The organism is Rubritalea squalenifaciens DSM 18772 (genome assembly GCF_900141815.1).
GTDB lineage: Bacteria > Verrucomicrobiota > Verrucomicrobiia > Verrucomicrobiales > Akkermansiaceae > Rubritalea > Rubritalea squalenifaciens.
In genome coordinates this window covers 615,999-635,793 of record NZ_FQYR01000002.1, presented here as the reverse complement: position 1 = coordinate 635,793, position 19,795 = coordinate 615,999, and the positions used below count along the sequence as shown (strand labels likewise).

13 protein-coding genes are annotated in these 19,795 nt (G+C 53.5%); 3 read left to right on the top strand and 10 right to left on the bottom strand.

The genetic code is table 11. The features are described from left to right. Positions 1–2: 2 nt before the first annotated feature. Positions 3–1,031: a hypothetical protein gene (locus BUB27_RS02990; protein ID WP_143158056.1), complete on the bottom strand. Its 1,029-nt coding sequence runs from the start codon at positions 1,029–1,031 to the stop codon at positions 3–5. Positions 1,032–1,093: 62 nt separating this feature from the next. Between BUB27_RS02990 and BUB27_RS02985 the strand changes: the two genes are divergently transcribed. Further along, a complete protein-coding gene (locus tag BUB27_RS02985; RefSeq protein WP_200797047.1) occupies positions 1,094–1,579 on the top strand; it encodes a GDP-mannose mannosyl hydrolase in 486 nt (161 codons plus the stop codon). After that, positions 1,576–2,157 (top strand): DUF1877 family protein, encoded by a 582-nt coding sequence (locus BUB27_RS02980; protein WP_143158055.1) that lies wholly within the window; start codon positions 1,576–1,578, stop codon positions 2,155–2,157. Before BUB27_RS02985 ends, BUB27_RS02980 begins: the two co-directional genes overlap by 4 nt. Before the next feature lie 2 nt (positions 2,158–2,159). On the opposite strand, the gene BUB27_RS02975 is transcribed toward BUB27_RS02980, so the two are convergent. Both BUB27_RS02975 and BUB27_RS02970 read right to left on the bottom strand, forming a co-directional pair. Next, positions 2,160–3,194: a ThuA domain-containing protein gene (locus tag BUB27_RS02975; protein WP_234991657.1), complete on the bottom strand. Its 1,035-nt coding sequence runs from the start codon at positions 3,192–3,194 to the stop codon at positions 2,160–2,162. A gap of 118 nt (positions 3,195–3,312) precedes the next feature. Next, entirely contained in the window at positions 3,313–6,342 is a 3,030-nt protein-coding gene (locus BUB27_RS02970) for a LamG-like jellyroll fold domain-containing protein (protein ID WP_143158054.1), read from the bottom strand. A 469-nt stretch (positions 6,343–6,811) separates the two neighbouring features. Between BUB27_RS02970 and BUB27_RS02965 the strand changes: the two genes are divergently transcribed. After that, a complete protein-coding gene (locus BUB27_RS02965) occupies positions 6,812–7,873 on the top strand; it encodes an SGNH/GDSL hydrolase family protein (RefSeq protein ID WP_143158053.1) in 1,062 nt (353 codons plus the stop codon). A 57-nt stretch (positions 7,874–7,930) separates the two neighbouring features. Here BUB27_RS02965 and BUB27_RS02960 read toward each other — a convergent pair whose 3' ends face one another. From BUB27_RS02960 to BUB27_RS02930, 7 genes are all read right to left on the bottom strand, one after another. After that, positions 7,931–13,063 carry a DNA repair ATPase gene (locus tag BUB27_RS02960; RefSeq protein WP_143158052.1) on the bottom strand — a complete coding sequence of 1,711 codons (5,133 nt, stop codon included), beginning with the start codon at positions 13,061–13,063 and terminating at the stop codon, positions 7,931–7,933. Positions 13,064–13,153: 90 nt separating this feature from the next. Next, positions 13,154–13,528 carry a GxxExxY protein gene (locus tag BUB27_RS02955; RefSeq protein ID WP_143158051.1) on the bottom strand — a complete coding sequence of 125 codons (375 nt, stop codon included), beginning with the start codon at positions 13,526–13,528 and terminating at the stop codon, positions 13,154–13,156. Positions 13,529–13,697: 169 nt separating this feature from the next. Beyond that, complete coding sequence (locus BUB27_RS02950; RefSeq protein ID WP_200797046.1) at positions 13,698–15,779, bottom strand: flotillin family protein; 2,082 nt, start codon at positions 15,777–15,779, stop codon at positions 13,698–13,700. Between the two features lie 22 nt (positions 15,780–15,801). Further along, positions 15,802–16,419 (bottom strand): OB-fold-containig protein, encoded by a 618-nt coding sequence (locus BUB27_RS02945; RefSeq protein ID WP_143158050.1) that lies wholly within the window; start codon positions 16,417–16,419, stop codon positions 15,802–15,804. 111 nt (positions 16,420–16,530) lie between these two features. Continuing rightward, positions 16,531–17,094 carry a ribonuclease H-like domain-containing protein gene (locus BUB27_RS02940; RefSeq protein WP_143158049.1) on the bottom strand — a complete coding sequence of 188 codons (564 nt, stop codon included), beginning with the start codon at positions 17,092–17,094 and terminating at the stop codon, positions 16,531–16,533. A gap of 42 nt (positions 17,095–17,136) precedes the next feature. Further along, positions 17,137–17,937, bottom strand: a complete 801-nt coding sequence (locus BUB27_RS02935; RefSeq protein WP_143158048.1) for an RDD family protein — start codon at positions 17,935–17,937, stop codon at positions 17,137–17,139. 26 nt (positions 17,938–17,963) lie between these two features. Continuing rightward, positions 17,964–19,787 (bottom strand): FtsX-like permease family protein, encoded by a 1,824-nt coding sequence (locus BUB27_RS02930; RefSeq protein WP_143158047.1) that lies wholly within the window; start codon positions 19,785–19,787, stop codon positions 17,964–17,966. Positions 19,788–19,795 lie beyond the last annotated feature (8 nt).

Sequence of the window (19,795 nt, the reverse complement as noted above, 5' to 3'; positions counted from 1 at the left end):
GATTATACTTTGAAGTCGATGCCCAGCATGTACTTCACATGCTTTGCTGTTAGATCCCCCATTGACTTGCATTTAGAGAACATGGTGGTGCCGTGCATACGGTCCAGTTCAGCAGCCAGGCTCTTCAGGTGTGAGGTCGGTGCGATGTCTGATTTCCGCATCATGGTCAGCAGGGCGTTGAGTCGGCGCTGATCGGCAGCGGCTCGGCGCGCCATCTGGCTGCGCTCCTCTTCCGCGTATTGCTGGATGGTCTGGCGGTTGAGGTTTTTGAAACTCATGCGGGTAATGTCCCGGTTCGACTGGAAGTAGTAGGCCTGATAGACGCGACCACTGCTCTCGTAGGACTGCTGGTCGAAGTCGATCGGGCGCACGCGGTACTGGACTTCCTCGAAGTCAGGGGTGATGTCCACCACGTAGTTGACCGAGCGCATGTCACCCAGCAGACGGATGAAGCAACGCTCATTGAACTTAGTAAACTCTTTAGCGATACGCACCTTGTTCAGGTCCGGGCGAGTGATGTAGTCACGCAGGAAGACATTTCCCGGCACACCGGCAATATGGTCCTCGATCAGGGTATTGCCATTGACCAGGTAGTTGATGCGGTTCGGTGAGAGAATGTGCTCCAGCTCCAGCCCGAAGATACGCGAAGCGTCTGCCACCTTTACGTAGAAGTAGTCGGCGTTATCATTGTACTGGTTGATGATCTTGATGCGGAAAGGACGGGAATTACCAAACTCGCCGAAGTCAATCCGATCCACGGTAAGGTGCTTGTGCAGGGGGTTGTTACCACCGATCTTGAGCACGGCATAGATCATGGTGAGCTTGTCATGAAGCTCCTTCATGTCCTCCCTGGGATACATCACTGTCAGCCAGAGAGTTTCCTTGCCTTTGGGATCCTCGTAGGGGATCGAGCCGGTAAATCTGAGCAGGTCATCATAGACCAAAGGAATATCCGACTGTCTCCCGAAGTGGTAGAGATAGTGATGCAGCGAGGGATTAACCGGATACTTGATTTTTCGGCGGGTGATCATTGGTCAGGGAATCTTCGCCAATCACCGCCGGGAGGCAACCACCAATTCGCTTGCCATGCGGCATGAATCACGGGAACCTGCCCTCCACCAAGACCATGCTGCCAGAAAAAGAATTCCTTCACATCGTCGAACACACGCCCCTTGTCTCCATCGATCTCGTCATCCGCAATGCGGCTGGCGCGGTGCTGCTCGGCAAGCGGCTGAACTGCCCGGCCAAGGGGACCTGGTTCGTGCCGGGTGGCTCGATCAAGAAGGATGAACGACTGGCGCAGGCGATGGCCCGCATTTCCCAGCGCGAGCTGGGCTTCGTCATCGACATGGCGGACACCAAGCAACTGGGAGCTTATGAGCACCTGTATCCTGACAACTTTGCCGAGGCTCCAGGCATCAGCACCCACTACGTGGTCGTAGCCTACAGCTACCAACTTCCAGAAGGACAAGTCATCCAAGGCGATGACCAGCACGACACCCTCGAGTGGTGGGATGTGGAAACGCTGCTTGCCGATCCTGAGGTGCATGATAACACCAAAGCCTATTTCCAAGCATGATCACCGTATTCACCCGCGTAGAAACTGACGACATCGATTCCCTGATCAACGATCCGGAAGTCGTGCTCGCCCTCGTAGAGGATTTGGGATTTGACCCGAGCGACCTGCTTTCGCTCGCCGGCCAGGCGGAGAACATCGAGAACGTGGATCCCATGGCCCTGCTGCAGAGCATGGAAGAGCGCTGGAACGGCGAGGGCCAGACATTCTCTCTGGAGGACCAGATCTACCTGCTGACCCATATCCTGCAGCAGACGGAGATTCACAAGGGCTCCCGCATCGCCAACTTGCATCGTGCCGGCAAGGCCGCTCCCGTCTATACCGAGCACGGTCCTGTACGCGTGATCACTCCAGAGGAAGCCAAAGAAATCGCTCAGGAGCTTGAACTACTCCCGGTGGAAAACATCCAAGGCTACGCCAAGCTGGAGAGCCTGAATGCTGCTGGGGTGCTACCGCATGAGAACTGGACCGAGCAGGAGCTGATCACAGCGCCGCTATGGCAGCTCTATGATGCCCTCGGCCTCTTCTTCAAGAATGCTTCCGAGGGCGATCAGTATATCCTGTTAGCCGTAACCGACTAGTCCTACCTCCTGTAGTTTTTCGGATCTTCCGGGCGCTTCATGGGCTTTTGCTTGAGCAAGGCATCAGTAGGCAGCTTGATCGGCTTGTCCTTGACCGGACGGTCGAGGTTTTCGTTCAGTTTTTCCTCGGTGATCTTTTCTGACTCCACACCATCCTTGGGGACCTCGGCACCCGCCACCCAGACGATGGCATTGAGAGTCAGCTTACGGAAATCATCGATAGCCCAGTTGCGGTGATAATGACCACCGACGAAGCCTACACCACGGCCTTGACCATCGCCCGGCTCACGTGCCCACATGAGGCCCTGAGGTGTGCCGAAGCAGGCATCGCCATGCTCGTTCCACAGATTGATGTAGCGCACAATCTTCTCCGGAGTCGGAGTAGCTACCGCCAGATACATGCAGCAATCGCAGTCCCCTTTCGGGTGTAGCTTGCGCATGTTGTAGTAGAATTCATCGTAGGCGGTGATCTTGTTAGGAAGGCCATTGCCGACCGGATGATCCTGCTTGGCAGTCATGTCGGCGATCCAGTGTGGGTTCACACTCCAGCCGGTCTCGAAATAAGCCCCAGTCCATGGGCCGAAATACTTTTCCCCGACTTTCTTGGTCGGGTGGACACCGTAGTGCATGAACATGATTCCCATGCCTTTTTTCACCTTGGTATCCAGCAGTTCCTGGATCTGCTCGTTCATCTTGCCGCCAGCATCCGCATAGACGATCACTGCGTCCACCCCATCAAAAGCTGAGAAATCCTTGGGCCAGCCGTACCAGTGTACCTTGGCCTCTACATTGGCAGTGCTCTTGTTCAGCGCATCGGCTAGCAGCATGCAGCCCGCACGGAACTCATGCTCGCCATTGCCATGGCTGGGAGGCCCGGCAATCAACAAAATCTTTTTCTTCGCTTGTGTCACAGTGGTGTCTTCCTTCGCTTGGGCTCTGGGCCCCAAAACATAGCCAGCCATGATGAGTGCACAACCCAATACGAGGGTCAGCGGGATCCAGAATGAGGTTCTTTTGCGTGTTTGGTGAGAGCTCATGAGCAGTAATTACGGTAAGCTCGAGTTTAAGTTATCAATTGGTGGCAACAATGACAAAGCTGGACATAAAAAGGGGCGTCCAGCTGGACGCCCCTGCAATCATTACACGTAAACGCAGTTAGTTCGGTGTACCGATGAGATTTACCTCATCCACGAAACCATATTCCTTCTTCGATGAGGCATTCGTACGAAAGCGAATGGCTAGTGCCGAATTATTGGCCGCAGCCGCAGACAGGTCAGCACTGACACTGCCCCAGACGGTCTCCTGAGTCTGCTCCACAGTGACCCAACCACTACCCGCATTGTACTCAACAGTGAGGTATTCGCCACTATCGAGCTTCTCGGTGCGGCGGCCATACTCCAGCTTGATGTCCGAGTAGCCTACCGTGCTGATGGTCTTCTCGATCCAGGTTCCCCTCTCTAAGCTGGCACCCTCGGCACCATTTTGTGCGGCGGCGCCATCTACGGAAGCATTAGCATTCTGGGTAGACCATCCACCAGCGGCGAAGCTACCACTCTCAAAGTCATCGCTGAAGATGGAGACCGGGTCGGCCCCGCCGGTTTCACCTGCATAGAGAAGGACGATTTCTTCAGGGGTGATCACGCGGCGCCAGATCATGGCGTTGTCAATCCCGCCTGTGAACCAGTTAGCCCAGTTGCTGCCCAGTGTACCATCGGTGCCCACGGCCGTGACCAGCCCGGCATCGATGTCCCCAATGGTAGAAATGTCACGAGTCGCGACCTCCTGACCATCGTAGTAAAGACGGGCCAATCCGTCACGGTCATGCGTAGCCACCAGCAAGTGCCAGTTACCATCATTGATCAGGCCACCAGCACTATCGTAATCACGACGGCTGGAACCATCGCCGATATTCCACTGCCAGCGACCATTGGCACCTGCAGCGAGAATCCAGCCTTTATTGACTCCGCTATTCCAGTCTTTGTTAGAAAGGATAGCTGGATCATCAGCAGACCCGCCACTGGCACGGTTATCCTGGAAGCCTCCACTGTTCTTGACCCAGACAGCAACCGAGAAGTCGGTGCCCGTACCAAACTGCAAGCTGGTCGGGTTACCCAAGTTTACATACTGGTGAGGGTTCGCGGTATCCAGCAGGGAAATCGCATTACCATCTGTACCCGTCGTAAAGGAAGGGCTGCCATTGATTGTTCCATTGTTAGACTCGGACGAAAGGTCACTCGCGTCACTATCCAGAGGGAGAAAGAGTACTCTATCCTGAGCAAGATCCACCGGAGCACCCAGCATGCTGGAAAGCGGCTGACCCGCCTGTCCTTCAGAATAAAGCAACTGTGCTTCAGACGGATAGAGGGCACGGCGCCAGATGGCCAAGTCATCCATATCCATCAGGGTGAAGTCGCTGTAAACGCCAGTCCCGTCCTGACCAATATTGGTCATCAGGGCATCAAAGGAGCCAGTGACATTGGCAATCGATGTGGAGCTTGTTAGCACACCATTCACATAGAGTTCCATGGTCTGACCGCGCTTGAAGACAGCAGTCACGTGGTACCAGGTATTGAATGCCAGATCGTAAGTAGCACCATCCGCACGGTTGGTTCCATCACCGCATTGCAGGGCAAAATCATCGCCATTGTCTGCAGCGGCTTCAATCAGCCAGCCAGCATTACTACCACTAGCCCAATTCTTGTTACCGATGATTACCGGATCAGAAGCTTGGTCAGCACCAGTCTTGTACCAGAAACTGATGGTAAAATCCGTACTAGTCCCGAAGTTGTAGTCAGCAGGATTTCCTAGGGTGACATAGTCATCCACCCCATCGAGTGAAACGGCATTTCCGAAGAGACCACTGATGTAGGAAGGGCTGCCACCGCCGACGGATCCGTTATTGGTATTCACGGAGCCTGAAGCATCTGAGAGGTCACCGTCAAAGGCGTAGTAGCCCACCAGATCATCAGCAATATTTCCGGTGTAAGCGGATAGATTCACTGACAGCACAGGGCAGAGAGAACTCTGAGTACCGCCAGTGGCTGTCAGCGTGTAGATGTAGCTGACCTCACCCGGCTGAGCAGGGATGGTCACCGTATCCGTGTAAGAGGAATCACCCACTGGTAGATTGGCCACCACGACACCATCACGCTTTAGTTCATATCCGGTGATATCCAACTGAGAAGCTGGGTTCCAAGTCAGGTGCACCTGGCTATTGGCCACGTCAATGCTACCTGCCAGCTTGTCCGGACAGAAAGGAGGAATGGCAAAGCCATTGAAGTCGTCCCAGCCCCAGGATGGGTTTACACTCAAGCCCAGATGTTTCAGCACGGTTGCCGGCACTGCATTGTGGCCTGGACCGTCAGTCAGCACCTGCACAGGCGCAGCGCCACCGGAAGCAATCATAAAGATCTTTCGCTCATCTACACTCTGGCCACCATGACCGAATCCGATACCGCCATGGTCCGTAGTGACAAGATAGAGCCAGTCTTCATTGGCATAGTTCGGGCGATTCTGGATGGCAGTAAGGATGGTCCCGATTTGTGTATCCACCCCTTCGATGGAGTTCACGTATTGGCTTACGCTGTTACTATATCCGTATGCATGACCTGCATGATCCACTTCATCAAAATGGAGAAAAAGTACATCTGGATCACTGTTCCCGAGGTGTGTCACCGCTGAATTGGTGAGTGCCACATCGTCAGCGGAATTAACCCGGTAATCAGCACTATTAGCGGAATCGGCCACGATGATATCATCAATCGGACTCCATACGATGATGGATGAGAGGCTGGCATTCGGATTAGTCTCTCTGATTCTGCTATAGAAGTGAGGATAGGCCGTGAAATCGCGTCCAGAGAAGCCGTTTCCGGTGACTCCGTGCTTATTTGCCCACACGCCTGTTAGAATGGATGACCAGCCCGGACCACTCATGGTAGGTTGCTGGGTCACTGAGTTCAGTTCACCACCAGCATAAGCATTGTAGGTCACCGATCCAGCCGCTATCAAGCTGTCCAGATTCGGGGTATTTGCAAACTGGAGGGAGTCTGGACGGCACCCATCGATGCCGATCACGAGGACGTGTTTGTCTCCAAACTCGCCTGCATGCGCGTGGCCGAGCAAAGCCACACAGCATGATGCTAGAGTAATCACTCTATGGTTTATTTTAGTTATAGTTTTTGTCATGGGTTCTATAATTACATTGTGTCACATGCGCCACGAAGTCGCGCAGTACAAACCTAGTACCAGCGAGTTACACATCACAAAAACTCTCTTCTCATCTCAAAATCAGCCACCCCCTAGCAAATTCCCCTAACTAACAGATATAAAAAAGGGGCACAAACCAAAGATACACCACAGAGTCAAGCTCCACGGGGCACCTACCTAACAAAGCTTAAGTTGTCACAGAGAATTCACTGGAGATCATCCAGCAAAGATGTTTTATTTGTCGCTTTTTTTACCCCCGTGAAGCACCTCGTTTTTTGGCTACGCCCGTAAATTTTACATTTATTTGTTAGATTTCAAAAAATACCAGAGACGTAAGACTCAACATGAAAAATACTCCCGATCTCCCAATGGGATGTTCGCCACAAAACAACTCTTCTCATCATATTCATCCTGTTCGGGATCAATTCATTAAGGGCATACTACACCGATGATCAGACACCTCTCCATTATCCTTTCAGCCTGTCTACTTCAGGCAGCTTTTGCTGAACAGATAGCTCCTGATGATTCACGCATTTCCTACCGTGGCGTGCTCTACCCACAGGTAAGCACTACACAAGCGGAATTCCTGCGATTCCCACCAGAACTCCTAAAAGAAGCATCTCCTGCCACTCACGGATTCAATCCAGCCAAGGCACGCTTTACAGCTGGAGCTTCTATTCATTTCCAAGCAAAGGCCCCTGAGATCACCCTACAATTTGAACAGGAAAAATTCTGTAAAGTCTCCGTATTTCAAAATGGCACCTTCGACTCCATTTACCCACTCAAGAAGGACGGTTCACTCACGATCAAAAGTAAATCGCCCGGTCAGGCGGTTGACTTCAGCATCATCCTTCCCAACTTCAGAAATCCTCTCTTCAAAGGAATCACCCTCCAAGACGGGAGTCTTATCAAAGCCCTTCCTGACTCCAGACCAGAAACCTATGTAGCCATTGGTGACAGCATCACACACGGCCAGGGTCAGGATTTCGCCTATCAGACCTGGGGTGGCCAAGTGGCAGACAAACTTGGCATGAATTTCTACAATCTGGCCGTGGGAGGCAGCAATGCAAACGCTCATCTAGCTAAGCCCACGCTTGAGCTCGATCATATCGAACTCATCACGATTCTCTGGGGATACAACGACTGGGTACACAAAGGGAAATCACCAGAGAAGTTTGCCGACGACCTTACATCTGCCATCAAAGTCATCCGCTCCAAGCACAAGGGTACTCCCATCGTAGTTCTAGGCATGCTGAATACCTTGACAGAGACATCTAAACGCACCGGTGAGCAGTACAAGGCAGACCAGTTTCGTAAAGCAGCGCAAGCCCTCGTGAATCAGCTCAAATCAACAGGCGATCAACACATCCATTTCGTGGATTGCCTGTATATGATAGATGAAAAGACGGATCTTCGAGACAAAGTCCACCTCTCCGAGAAAGGCGCTACGAAGCTTGCCAGTAAAATCACACCTATACTCAAAGATATCCTGTCTCAGAGTAAGAAGTGATCTAGCCACTCTGTCACCCTTGGGGCGTCACTCGAGACACCCCAGGCTGACCTAGCTTCATTCCTCGCTTGGCTCACCCCCTTGGCGAACCTCAGGTTTGAATCCTAGCTTAGGGTCTTTCTTCTTCCTGTTAGACTTTTCGATACTGGCGATATCGTCCTCGCCTTCATCGGCGACGACGTTGATATCTACCTCGACCGGGACGGCGCGGAGTCCGGAGATGATCTTCTCCAGCTGGGCCACCGTAGTTTCGCTGAGTGACTGAGGCTTGGCGTAGCCATTGGCTGCCGCGCTGATGCCCTGCGTGATGGAGACCAGGCCGTCATTGAACTGGCTGAGCTGGGCAACGATCCTGGCGACAGGATCATTCTCGCCACCGCTGGCACCGAGAAGCAGGTTCTTGTTGAAGCTCTTCTTGATGTCCTCCCAGCGCTCCTGTTCTTCCTCCGTCTGGAGATTCTCCATTTCACGGAACTTGAGCAAGTTCGCCTCGGCCCCCTTAGTCAGGGTCTGGGATTCGTTCTCGTAGTGATCCACCACCAGGTCTTCGACCTCCTTGTCCGTCATGAGCGGAAGGACCTTTTCGGCGATCCTGTTCATGTTTCGGTAGGAACCTTGCAGCTTGAAGGCAGGCTCGGTGCGGTAGGCATCTTCCTGCGCGGCACTGCGGATGTACTCCAAGTTCACACGAAGGATAGAATCACGCACACGATAGAGGTGCTTGGTGACTTTGACCATCTCATCGATCTCAGCCGGCGTGTAGTTACCCTCGAAATCAACGCCCTCCTGGCTGCCAGTGCGGGCGATCTGCATGACTGCGTAGACGTCCTTCTGACTGCGGCTGGAGAGTTTGTTCAGAACCCGGTTAGAAGTGAGTGAGTTCTCAATGTAGGAGGCTTTGAAGTCCTCAGCATGACCACCGATGATGTCACCCAGGTTGTAGGTATCCGCACGGTTGGCCAACATGTCCGGAATCTGGAACTTACCGCCAGTCTCCGTGTAAGGGTTACCCGCCATGACCACGGCCACCTTCTTACCACGCAGGTCGTAGGTACGTGGTCTACCGTTGTAGACACCTTCAATCTTACGCTGGCCATCGCAGAGGGAGATGAACTTCTGCAGGAACTCAGGATGAGTGTGCTGGATGTCATCCAGGTAGATCATCACGTTGTCCCCCATCTCGAGCGCGAGGTTGAGCTTCTTCACTTCCTCAGCAGCGGAGGCATTGGGAGCCTCCTGAGGATCCAGCGAGACCACGTTGTGACCGAGTGCCGGACCATTGATCTTCATGAAGGTCAGGCCGAGGCGGTTGGCCACGTACTCCATGAGCGTGGTCTTACCGTAACCCGGAGGCGAGATCAGCAGGAGCAAGCCCATACGGTCGGTACGGGTATCGCTGCCAGCGGTACCAATCTGCTTGGCCAGATTATCCCCCACCATCGGCAGGAAGACGTTATTGAGAAGTTTGTTACGCACGAAGGCACTCATCACCTTCGGTTTGAACTCATCCAGGCGCATCATCTCACGCTTGTCCTCGACCAGTTGCTGCTTGAGCTCCTGATAGGCGCGGAAGGTAGGCACGGCTTCACGCTCGAAGTGATCCAGCCTTTCCACAAAGCGATTGTAGTTCAGGTGATACTTGCCCTGCTCTACCACATCGTGGCTGCCGATGAGGCCTTCCACATCGACGGCGACGCGGACATCAAGCACATCACGCTGCTCGTAGCCGCCGCGGGTCAGGTGAGCGGCCGCTTCTAACAAAGCACTACTCTCCATATCGATGCCTTCCGGCATGTCCTCCTCGGCAAGGCTCTGCAGGTAGCCGTGTAGCCAGTCGAGATTGACCTCGAACAAGGCAACGACATCCTCGATTCCCTGCACGGTGTCCTCATACTCAGACTCGACGTGCTTCACGACGAGGCTGTGCTTGAGCTTCTTCACCAGATCATTCGCCTCTGGAGAGACGGTAAAGCCGGTGCATGAGGTGAGTTCCTCAAACAAATACTTGGCCGCGGCATCGGCTCTGGCGCCAGTAACTACACTGCCATTGTCCCAGGACCCGAGATGCTTCTGCAGATCGCCCATGAGTGCGTGCTGCTCATTCTTGTTCGCACCAAAGACGGCACGGCGCTTGGCGTGTGCTTTTATCTTACCGGCGAGCAGGGCCTTCTCTTCACCTTGCCAGGCCTGCCAGAACAGCATGGCTAGAGCACGGTCACGCGCGCCGAAGCGCAGCAAGCCGATATTCGCATGGATCGGGAGGATCGCCGCGAGCAGCTTGGTCCCGTCCTCATCGTGCACACCCTTGGTGTAGCTCTCCGCGTAGCGGGGCTGCATGTACTGCTGGACGACAGCGAGCAAGTTGTCTTTTTTCCACTGGCTTTCATCCTTGGCCAGATCGCGGCCTTGCTCGGAATTGAGCAGCTGATAGATGAGATACTCGGCACGGTAGACTTGCTTGTTCTCGGAAATCACTTCCTGATCCCAGACCGCCTTGGTGGCAAGGAATTCCGGATCAGTGATCGGCTCGAAGAAGTCCGTCCCGCTGAGGTGGAAGCACATCTTCTCCTCGTGTGGAACGATCGTCAGCGCCAGCTCCTGAGTGTTGACGTTGAACTTGTTCTTGCCGAACTGGATGATGTTCTTGCCATCAACGTAGAGCTCGTTGCGGTCCTTGAGGGCACGCACGGCGTCCTCACGGATGGTCTTCAGGCGGGTCTGGATGTCGTCTGCCTTGACGCTATCGCCCAGTTCGGTGAGCTGCTCGATGACATCACGCACCTTCTCGATCATCAGATCACTGGCGAAGTAGCCATTGATCTCATTGATCTCTTTGAAATTCGAGACGCGGTTCTTGATGCCAGCCAGCACACGGTCAGCGGACTTGATCAGGATGTTCGCACGCTTGCTTTTCGCCTCAAGCAGCTGCTGCTTACGGCTTTCAAAGGCATTGTAGACCTCTTCACGCTTGGCGGTCAGTTCCTCGATGTAGTCATCGAACTCGGCAAACTTGCCTTCGAGTTCCTCGATCTGCACCATCACCTTGGTGAGATAGCCTTCGGTCTTCTCCGGGGTATCGCAGAGGTCAAGGTAGTTCACCACGGCCTGCCCCAGGAGCTTGATCTGAGCACCGAACTGCGCCACGCCCTCGCTGCGGGAGAGGTCCATGCGCTTGTTCTTCAGCTCGGCCTTGGCTCCATTCAGAGTCGAGTAGATGGAGGAAATGCTCTCGATGATCGCGGTGGTCTGGGTGGAATCCTCGATCTTGAGGTTAGAGACCACATCGATGAGCATCTCGAGTTCCTTGCCTGCCTCGGAGATCTCTTCGCCCAGTTCATCCGCCTCGGTGACCTTGGTCAGCTTAGTCAGCGTGACTTTCTGTTCCTCGACTTTTTTACGGTAAGGATCCAGAGCCTCCGGCATGAGCAGGAAGCTCACGGTCTTACCGGAAACTTTCTCTGCGGCTTCTACGATAGATTCCTCAAGCGCATCCACGCGCTCCAGGTCCATGTAGCGCATTTCACGCAGGCCAATCACTTCACCACGGATCGTGCGCAAGCCACTGAGCTGCTTGACGAAGCCGAGGATGTCATCCGGCGGACTATTCTCCGCATCGCGCACCAGGCGCTGGCACTGACTGGCCACTTCCTCGATACGTTCGGCGGAAGTCTTGCGCAGGCGCTGCACTTTATCAAATTCCTCGATCGCGCTGTTTGCAGCCTGCTGGACGCCTTTGATCGGCTCGGAAAGGTTCTTGGTCTCCTCTCGCTCGATCCAGAAGTAGCCATCGAGCAGGTCGGTGGATTTCTTGACGAGGTCCAGGTAAAGTCCGCCGTAGTTATCTTCTTTATCTAACAGCGTAAGAAGCTCACGGCACTCAGCCATGGCAGCCACCAATTCGGCGTTACCAATTTTGAAAAGGTAACTGGTCTGATCCTGCTCCTGGGCAGCGACGGCATCATCGCTGAGGATAGGCGTCTGCCAGACCTGCAGGGTATGGTGCTTCTGAGCCTCCAGTTCGGTCTTGAAATAAATCAGCTCACCATTGTCGAAGATCGAGTAGCCATTACACACCACCGGAGTAGCGACGGTCTGCTCGATGATATTGTAGGTGAGTAGGACGTAGTCACCCGAGGTGCGGTTGTAGAAGGCAAAGAGACTGTCCTCGCCATTGGCCGATGCCACCCGGCGCTCGAACATCATGTGATCGATCCCGTGATCAAAGGTCTTCAGCTCCCCGCTGAGCAGGTAGTAACCATTGGCAAAGATAATGCCGTGATCCTCCGGCAACAGCACACAGGATTCACCAATCGCATCGATACGATCCACCGATTGGTTCTTTTCGTTGAAGACCAGATAGCGGTACTCCTCTTCACGATAAGGAAGAATCTTCAGCAAGATGAGCGGCCCAACGATGGCATAGAAAATCTCCGCATCATCGAGTGTCTGATCCACATCTAACACCTCCTCACAGTAAATCCCTTTACCATCAGCCGTGTTATCCTCCACCTTGACGGTAAGGTCGCCGCCAACCGTTTCCACGAAGACTTTCTCCTCGATGGAAATGTGCGGGTGCTCCCCGGCGCGCTGCATATCGCGTGTGACGCGCTTCCACTCGAAGCCGTGCTGGTTCGGGAAAACATATTCGTGATCGAAACGGTTACCGACGTATTTCAGAGTGCCGTTTCCATTGACCAGGAATTTGAAAGCTTTGATATCCTTCACGTCCTTGCCTACCTGCAAGGCCATGTAGATATGCGGACCGATGCGCATGAACTTCGCGAATACGGTCTGCTTGTAGTACTTGTAAAGGTAGTCGAAGTCCGCTTTGAACTCCGGGCTATCAATCACCTCGGCGAGAGACAGCTTGGTAAAGTGATGACCCTCTGGGTCATACGCGTAGGCGGCAAACACATCCGCCAGCTCGGTAGTCTGCTTGAGACCGAACTGGATGTTGTAGCCGAAGAGAAAACGATTGTCCCCGATCGCGATCAGATCACGCGGCACACAGTTGTGGTCCGTGGTGACACGCTCGGTAGCCACCAGAGATGACTCGACCGCCCCGAAGATCGACTTGCGCTCCTCATTGAGGGAATCCAGTCGCCCGCGCAGGTCCACGGCCTGTTTCTCCAGGCGAGCGCGAATCACTTCATACGCTCCACCCTCTAACTGTTTGTTTTCTTCTGACATGTTTGTGGAATCTGGAGCTCGTCAGGTGGTCGACTTTTCAACCACGAATCTCACGAATCTCACGAATTTTTTGTTCCATGAAAAATAATTCTAACGCAGGACACGCTCATACTGTAGTCCCTCTCGATTACCCAAATTGACAAGCAAGGCCAGTTTGTAGCCAGTTGCCTTCAAATAGTTCAGCACTTGTTGCCGGTGGTAATCATTGAGAGCCGTGACAGCTTTCAACTCTATGATGATTTTCTCAAAACAGATAAGATCTGGCTTAAACTGCTTTGTGAGCTTGTGGCCTTTGTAGGAAATTTCTAGAGAAGGCTCAGAGACGAAGCTTATCTTCTTCTCCATGAGTTCGATTAGGAGTGCTTCATGGTACACTCTCTCATCGAAACCATTGCCTAACTCATTATATACCTCGAAACAGGCTCCAATAATGTCGAAACTCTCTTGTTTGTAGATCAGACTCAAATCGAATTCCTTTCATTCTGGACCAGCTTTCACTTATCTTAGCACGCTTGGCTACAGAGACTTGCTTTGCAACCATTCGTGGGATTCGTGAAATTCGTGGTAAAAAATTTATTAAGGATCCCAGTGCTTTCCGCTCCATGCTTACTCGCACTGGGATTGTCTTAATACCTTACTTCAGCAGGCTGCTGGCTTTGGCGTCTGAGAGGCCGAAGCGCTCTGCTGCACCGAGGAAGCCGATGAGCTTCTGCTGGACGTCGCCGTCTGCCTGAGGAATCATTTTCCCTAACAGACCAGCTACGCTGAGGTTCTTGAGGTCTTCTGTCTCGATGCCGAACTGGTCGATCCAGCTCTTCACCTGGCTCTTGAAGTACTCAGGGTCTCCGTTGAAGAAGGTTTCCTTCACGTCGCTGAGCACTCTTGAGTTGTCGACGATGCGGTCGGCAACCTTGCCCTTGGTGACAGCATTGGTAATGCGGTCGAAGAACTCGGTCTCGCCACCCACGATGTCGATCTTGGCCTGCTTGAGGGCCTCGCCGATCACCACAGCCTGCTGCTCGGCAACCTGGCGCTGGACGTCGATCTCTGCGAGTTCGATGGCTTTCTCTTTCTCGAGGCGGAGCTTGAATTCCTCGTGTTCCTGGCCGGCTTCTTCGAAGAGCTTCATGGCGGCAGCCTTCTGCTCGATACCCTTCGCTTCGGCAGCGAACTTGAGGGCATCCACATCGGCCTGAGCGGCACCTTGCTTCTGCAGGGCGTCTGCGTCTGCAAGTTTCACCTCCACGTGGCCAAGGCCTTCGGCAGCGGTTTCCTTCGCAATCGCGTCTGCGAGCATCTTCTTGGCATTGGCTTCCTTCTCGGATGCGGTGAGGGCAGCTTCTGCGGTGATGACACGCTCTTCGGCTTTCATCTCGCTGGCCTTCTTGCTGGCTTCGGCAGCCTTCTGCACGTTGTAGGCTTCCTCGTCTGCCTTGAGCTGGGCTGCTTCCTTGCGAGCCTCGGCTTCCTTGATCTGGCGGATGAGAACTTCCTGAGCCTCGGCCTCTGCCTTGGTAACCAGAACCTGCTTGTGACGGTCTGCGCCGGCAAAGGCTTCGGTGTCCTTGATCTTCTCTTGCTCGATGACCACGGTCTTCTCGAGAGCCACGCGGTCTTTGATGACCTCCTGGATGTTCTTCTTCTCGATCTCGACGGCCTTCTCTTTCTCGATGGCCTTGAGGGCGGTCACACGCTCACGCTCAATAGCCTCAAGCATACGCTCGCGCTCCACGCGCTCGAGCTCGACGGCATCGGTACGTTCCTTGTTACGCAGGGCAACCAGCACCTGTCGCTGCTTGTTCTCCTCTGCAATTTGAATTTCTTCCTCAGCAGTGATACGGGCACGCTCTGCCTTCTGGTGCTCTTCTTCACGCACCTTGTCAGTCTCTGCCTGCTCACGAAGCTGAACGATCTGTACTTCGCGTTGCTGCTTGGCCTCGGTCTCAGCAAGCTGACGCTCGAGCTCAAGGATCGCTTCACGCGCTTCCACGTCCTGCTGCTTGATGACCTTCTCTTTGTCACGCTGGATGTTGTTCGCCAGCTTGGCCTGACCAGCGGTCAAATCGATAATCTTCTTGATACCTTCCGCATCGAGAATGTTGTCTGGGTCGAGACTTTCGATAGGAGTCTGCTCCAGGTAGTCGATCGCCGCGTCATCCAAAATGAAACCATTCAGGTTACGACCGATGACTTCGATGATCTGGTCACGGAAAGTTTCACGCTCTTCATAGAGCTCGGTGAAGTCAAACTTCTTACCCACCGTCTTGAGAGCCTCAGAGAATTTCGCGTCAAAGAGTCCACGGATTTCAGGTTCACTGGAGGCACGCTCACAACCGATGGATTCAGCCACATTGATCACGTCCTGTGCGAGATTATTTACACGCACGAAGAAAGCGACCTTGATGTCCGCACGCATGTTGTCCTTACAGACAAGACCATTTTTGCCAGTACGGTCGATTTCAATACGCTTCAAAGAAATGTCCATCAGCTCTGAGCGATGAACCACAGGGAATACCATCATTCCCGTAAAGGTCACCTTGGTTTCACCCAGACCTGTACGGATCAGTGCGGTACCTTTCTCCACTTTGCGGAAGCAATTAATGAAGGCAAGCACTCCTGCAATCAGAATAATTACTGCCACTACGATACCAATCGTAATGATATTACCTGGCAGGCTTGCCAGAGTAACATGGTTGTTTACTAGTTCAGTTATCATTGTTGTTTTTTGTTAGATTGTTTCAAATTCGCTTAGCCACATAGAGGCTATTTTCTTTATCGTGATCAAAGAGCACTACTTTGTCCCCTCTTTTAAGAGGCACATCACCCTCTACCAAGCGGCAGGCCACGACAGCAGGAGCACCGCGCTCACGTGGGATCTCCACACGCCCGTACTTATCAGTTAGAGTTCCAGAAACGACCTCGCACTCGCGACCATAGACAGGCTCCTCATCATTCTCGCCTTGTTTGAAGGCAGCAAACAGAGGGCTCAGAGGCTTCATCAAGATCCTGGTAACAATACATGCAATGATGAACGCACCGATGATCCCGAGCAGGCCTCCCCACCAAAGGGAAGCGAAGCCCACATAACCATGATACATCACCAAGAGCATCCACTTGAACAAGCAGATCAGAGAGAGCACCATCATCAGAGGAACATCCGTGGCATTCACGATTTTCAGGAAACCTGCCATGAAGCCGCCACCGTCCGTGTCAGCATCTGCATCGGCATCAATATCCAGGCTATCAATATCCATGGTGCCTATCGCCGCCAGCAGCCAGTAGACCACAAAGAGACACAGCATCACGGTGTAGGGTAAAACCCATGGAGATAGCGCAATATCGAATAGTTCTTTCACAACGCTAGCACTAGACAAGAAACGTTCGTTTTACGCCATTACAAAACTGGCCATTTTTTCCCATCTGGGGAATGAAAGGGCCTTACACACTGATACTCAGAGGCTCTGGGTCTAGCTCCAGTCTACGGAAACTTCTGCAGTATCGCCTGACTTGTCCTCGTATTTGATGATTCCCTTCTCCACACCGTATTCGTGAACGCATTTGGTCACTTTCACATCGAAGCAGCAGTACTCGGCAATCTTCATCATGAACTCCGGATCTCCGGTCTTCTTGTACTCGTTCCACCAGCGCAGGGCGTCCAGGCCATCGGCGGTTTTACCGTCGTTGCCGAGGCAGCATTTGGCGGCGGAGTCGAGCTTGAGGCGGAAGCCGAGGTCTTTCTCCAGCTCCAGCATCATGTCCAGGTTCATGGTCTGGGTCTCCAGATCGTAGACGGTGTAGCCCTGCAGCACTGGGTAGTCGAACTGGACGTGGTTCCAGCCGACGACGAGGTCAGCGCGGACGAGCTGCTGGACGAGGTCATCAATATTCTCCTCGGTGTAGATGTGATACTGTCCTGTTTTGGTAGAGTAGGTTACCGCTACAGAGATTCCCATTTTCGCCTTATTCTTGGCGCCTCCAACAGCGGAGAAGCTTTTCTGGGTTTCCAAGTCGAAGTAAACAATATCACGCATAGCCACCACAGGTTTACGGGGCATCCCCCCGTACTGCAAGCACTATGGAGCAGGATTCTGCATCTGGTTCTCCAGCATCTCCATGACTTCGGGCGGGAACCCGTACTGCATGAGTACTGCAAGCATCAGGTAGGCTAGAACCACTAGCGTGATACGCATCGCTGTTAGCGGCTCAGCGACTACCCGGTAGCGCTTGGGGAAATCCCAGACCATGTAGTTCAGCCGCTTGGCCATGAACCAGCTGATGGCCAGTGAGACAGGAGTAATGATCCACATTCCCCAGCCCAGCACCCAGACACGCAGGGAGCGCATCACCGAGCTGCCCAGCCCAATGGCCAAACCCTGGGAATCTACGACCCGAATACCCAGCAGCCATTTGCCGGGAGAGCATTTCCAGAGATTGGTCATGCCGGCATCGATCAGCACGTAGCCCAAGCCCATCATCAGGTGAAACATCACATCCCGCTGTGCCGGATCCAGAATGACCGGGTCCCTGATCACGATGATGAGCAGGGTCATGTAGAGCATCAAATCAAACAAACGGGCGAAGAAGCGCCGCACCAGATGCAGCTTGGGCGGGTAGATGTACTCCAGCGCAATCTGCTCCTCCATCACTTCCTCCTCGCTGATAGGAGTGGCCAAAGCCCCCGAACTCTCCAGGCTGTCCCTGGTGCGGAACAAACCCTCTACGACCGGGACTTCATCCAGACGTACCCAATCCGGGGCGCCTTCGTACCAGGCCTGGGTAGAGGCCGCCAAGTCTCCAGCTTCGATCCTGTCACGGACTTCGTAGCTCTCATGGGGGCCTGTACGTTCGCCCTCTTCCAACAACCAGATTTTCATGCCTCTTGCAGTAGCTTAGCCGAAATTTACATGTTGCGCAATGATCTCGCCGCATCCACGCGTGAGGCCATAAAGGCCGGGATCCAGGCAGCCAAAGTACACATCAGGAAGGCTCCGACACTGACGAGCACCATTTCCCAGGTGTCCACCTTATGGGGCAGCGTTTCCATACCGTAGAATGAAGCCGGGAAGGGATCGAAGCCCAAGCCCGCCACAAAGCTCTGGATGACATTCAGGTTCTTCAGCACGAGAATCGCCAACCCGACACCGCCAACCGCGCCGAGGATACCCACGATTACCCCCTGCAGGGTAAAGACCTGGGTAATCTGCGCCGGCGTGGCTCCGAGAGCTTTCATCACACCGATCTCGCGCTTCTTCTGCACGGTCACCGTGAACATGACCGCTCCTATGGAGAAGACTGCGACTAACACAATGAAGAACAGGGCAATCACCATCATCAACTTCTGCTGCTTGATGAGATCAAACTGCTGCTCGAACTGCTCCATCCAGGTTACAGGCTTCCAATCGACTATCAGGCCATTGGCCGTCAGCATCGGGATGATTTCATCTTCTAGCACCTGGTTCACCGTATAGGGATCTTCCACCTTCACGGCGACTCCGCCAATCCCTCCGCTGTCTCCAGCCCCGGCTAGCTCCTGCGCCAGATGCAAGGGCACGAGCAGTGACGGCGTACCCTGCGCAAAGCGGTCAGCACGGAAGACTCCGACGATCTTTACCTTCTTCGGCAAGGCCAATTCCTTGAACTGCATGTCTTCCTCTTCATCCAGTTTCTTGAGATCCACTTGCTTGAGTTCATCGATAGTACTCAGTAGCTTTGTCAGGCGGCCTTTCTCATAAAAATTGGTCGTATCGTCATAGTCGCTGGTACGTGTCAGCTGATAGATGGCATCCACCAAATCGAGCTCTCCTTGTCTCGCGTTCAAGCCTTTCAGGTAGACAATGAAATCTTGTGCCCGCTTGACCCGTTCATAATTCGCGGATTCCTTTTCTCCATCCGTTTTCCAAAAGTCATTCAGGTCTGTGATCAAGCGCTCAAAGTCCATCTGATGCTGGTCATAGATGGATGGCTGATTTTGCCTGTCGAGCATCGGCTTGAGCTGTTTGATATTCCTGTTAGAAATGATTTCAAGAATCATGCCGGGCTGCAGCTTGAAGTTATCCGCAAAGAGTGAGGACACGATGCAGACATCCGTGGTCTCAGCCTCAGCGATCGGCGCCTCGTTAATTTCCTCCATCGACAGATCGTTTGCGGAATCCTTATCGAGAGCCGCTTCCACCTCATCGATACTCAGGTCACTGATCACGCCCATGCCCATCTGGGTGGTGCCTCTGTCTGGGATCTCCAGCTTCTTCAGCGCCTCCATGGTGCTTTTATCCTGGGTATCGACCCCTTGCATCTTCTGCGGGACGACCTGACCGTTCATGTCTACGATCACAAAGTCCTCTACCAGAGGGTAGGCATTGGTCACGCCTTTGACCTCCTTGAGCTTCTGCTCCAGATCGCGCCACTGGGTTTCCGCAGAGAGAGGATTACCATTCGCATCGAAGGCCTGCCATGGCTGCACACGCTGCACGACAACGTGCGGCGACTGGCCGAGTACGCGCTCTTTCACCACCCCTTCAAATCCGGCCATCACCCCATTGACCACGATCAGCACCATCACTCCCACGGCGACGCCGAGCAGAGAGATCAGGGTAATGACAGAGACGTGGGTGCGCAGTGGGTTCAGGTAACGCAGCGCGAGTAGAAGACTAAAGTTTTTCTGAATGATAAGCCGACGAAAGGTTGTTAATGCGGCAAAATTCGCATTTCCGCCGACAAAGTCCAACGCAAAAT

Excerpts from the sequence above, each read along its gene's own strand:
- BUB27_RS02960 (WP_143158052.1), bottom strand. The coding sequence starts at position 13,063 with ATGTCAGAAGAAAACAAACAGTTAGAGGGTGGAGCGTATGAAGTGATT.
- BUB27_RS02940 (WP_143158049.1), bottom strand. The coding sequence starts at position 17,094 with ATGCGTGATATTGTTTACTTCGACTTGGAAACCCAGAAAAGCTTCTCC.
- BUB27_RS02985 (WP_200797047.1), top strand. The coding sequence starts at position 1,094 with ATGAATCACGGGAACCTGCCCTCCACCAAGACCATGCTGCCAGAAAAA.
- BUB27_RS02965 (WP_143158053.1), top strand. The coding sequence starts at position 6,812 with ATGATCAGACACCTCTCCATTATCCTTTCAGCCTGTCTACTTCAGGCA.
- BUB27_RS02975 (WP_234991657.1), bottom strand. The coding sequence starts at position 3,194 with ATGAGCTCTCACCAAACACGCAAAAGAACCTCATTCTGGATCCCGCTG.
- BUB27_RS02950 (WP_200797046.1), bottom strand. The coding sequence starts at position 15,779 with ATGATAACTGAACTAGTAAACAACCATGTTACTCTGGCAAGCCTGCCA.
- BUB27_RS02990 (WP_143158056.1), bottom strand. The coding sequence starts at position 1,031 with ATGATCACCCGCCGAAAAATCAAGTATCCGGTTAATCCCTCGCTGCAT.
- BUB27_RS02970 (WP_143158054.1), bottom strand. The coding sequence starts at position 6,342 with ATGACAAAAACTATAACTAAAATAAACCATAGAGTGATTACTCTAGCA.
- BUB27_RS02980 (WP_143158055.1), top strand. The coding sequence starts at position 1,576 with ATGATCACCGTATTCACCCGCGTAGAAACTGACGACATCGATTCCCTG.
- BUB27_RS02935 (WP_143158048.1), bottom strand. The coding sequence starts at position 17,937 with ATGAAAATCTGGTTGTTGGAAGAGGGCGAACGTACAGGCCCCCATGAG.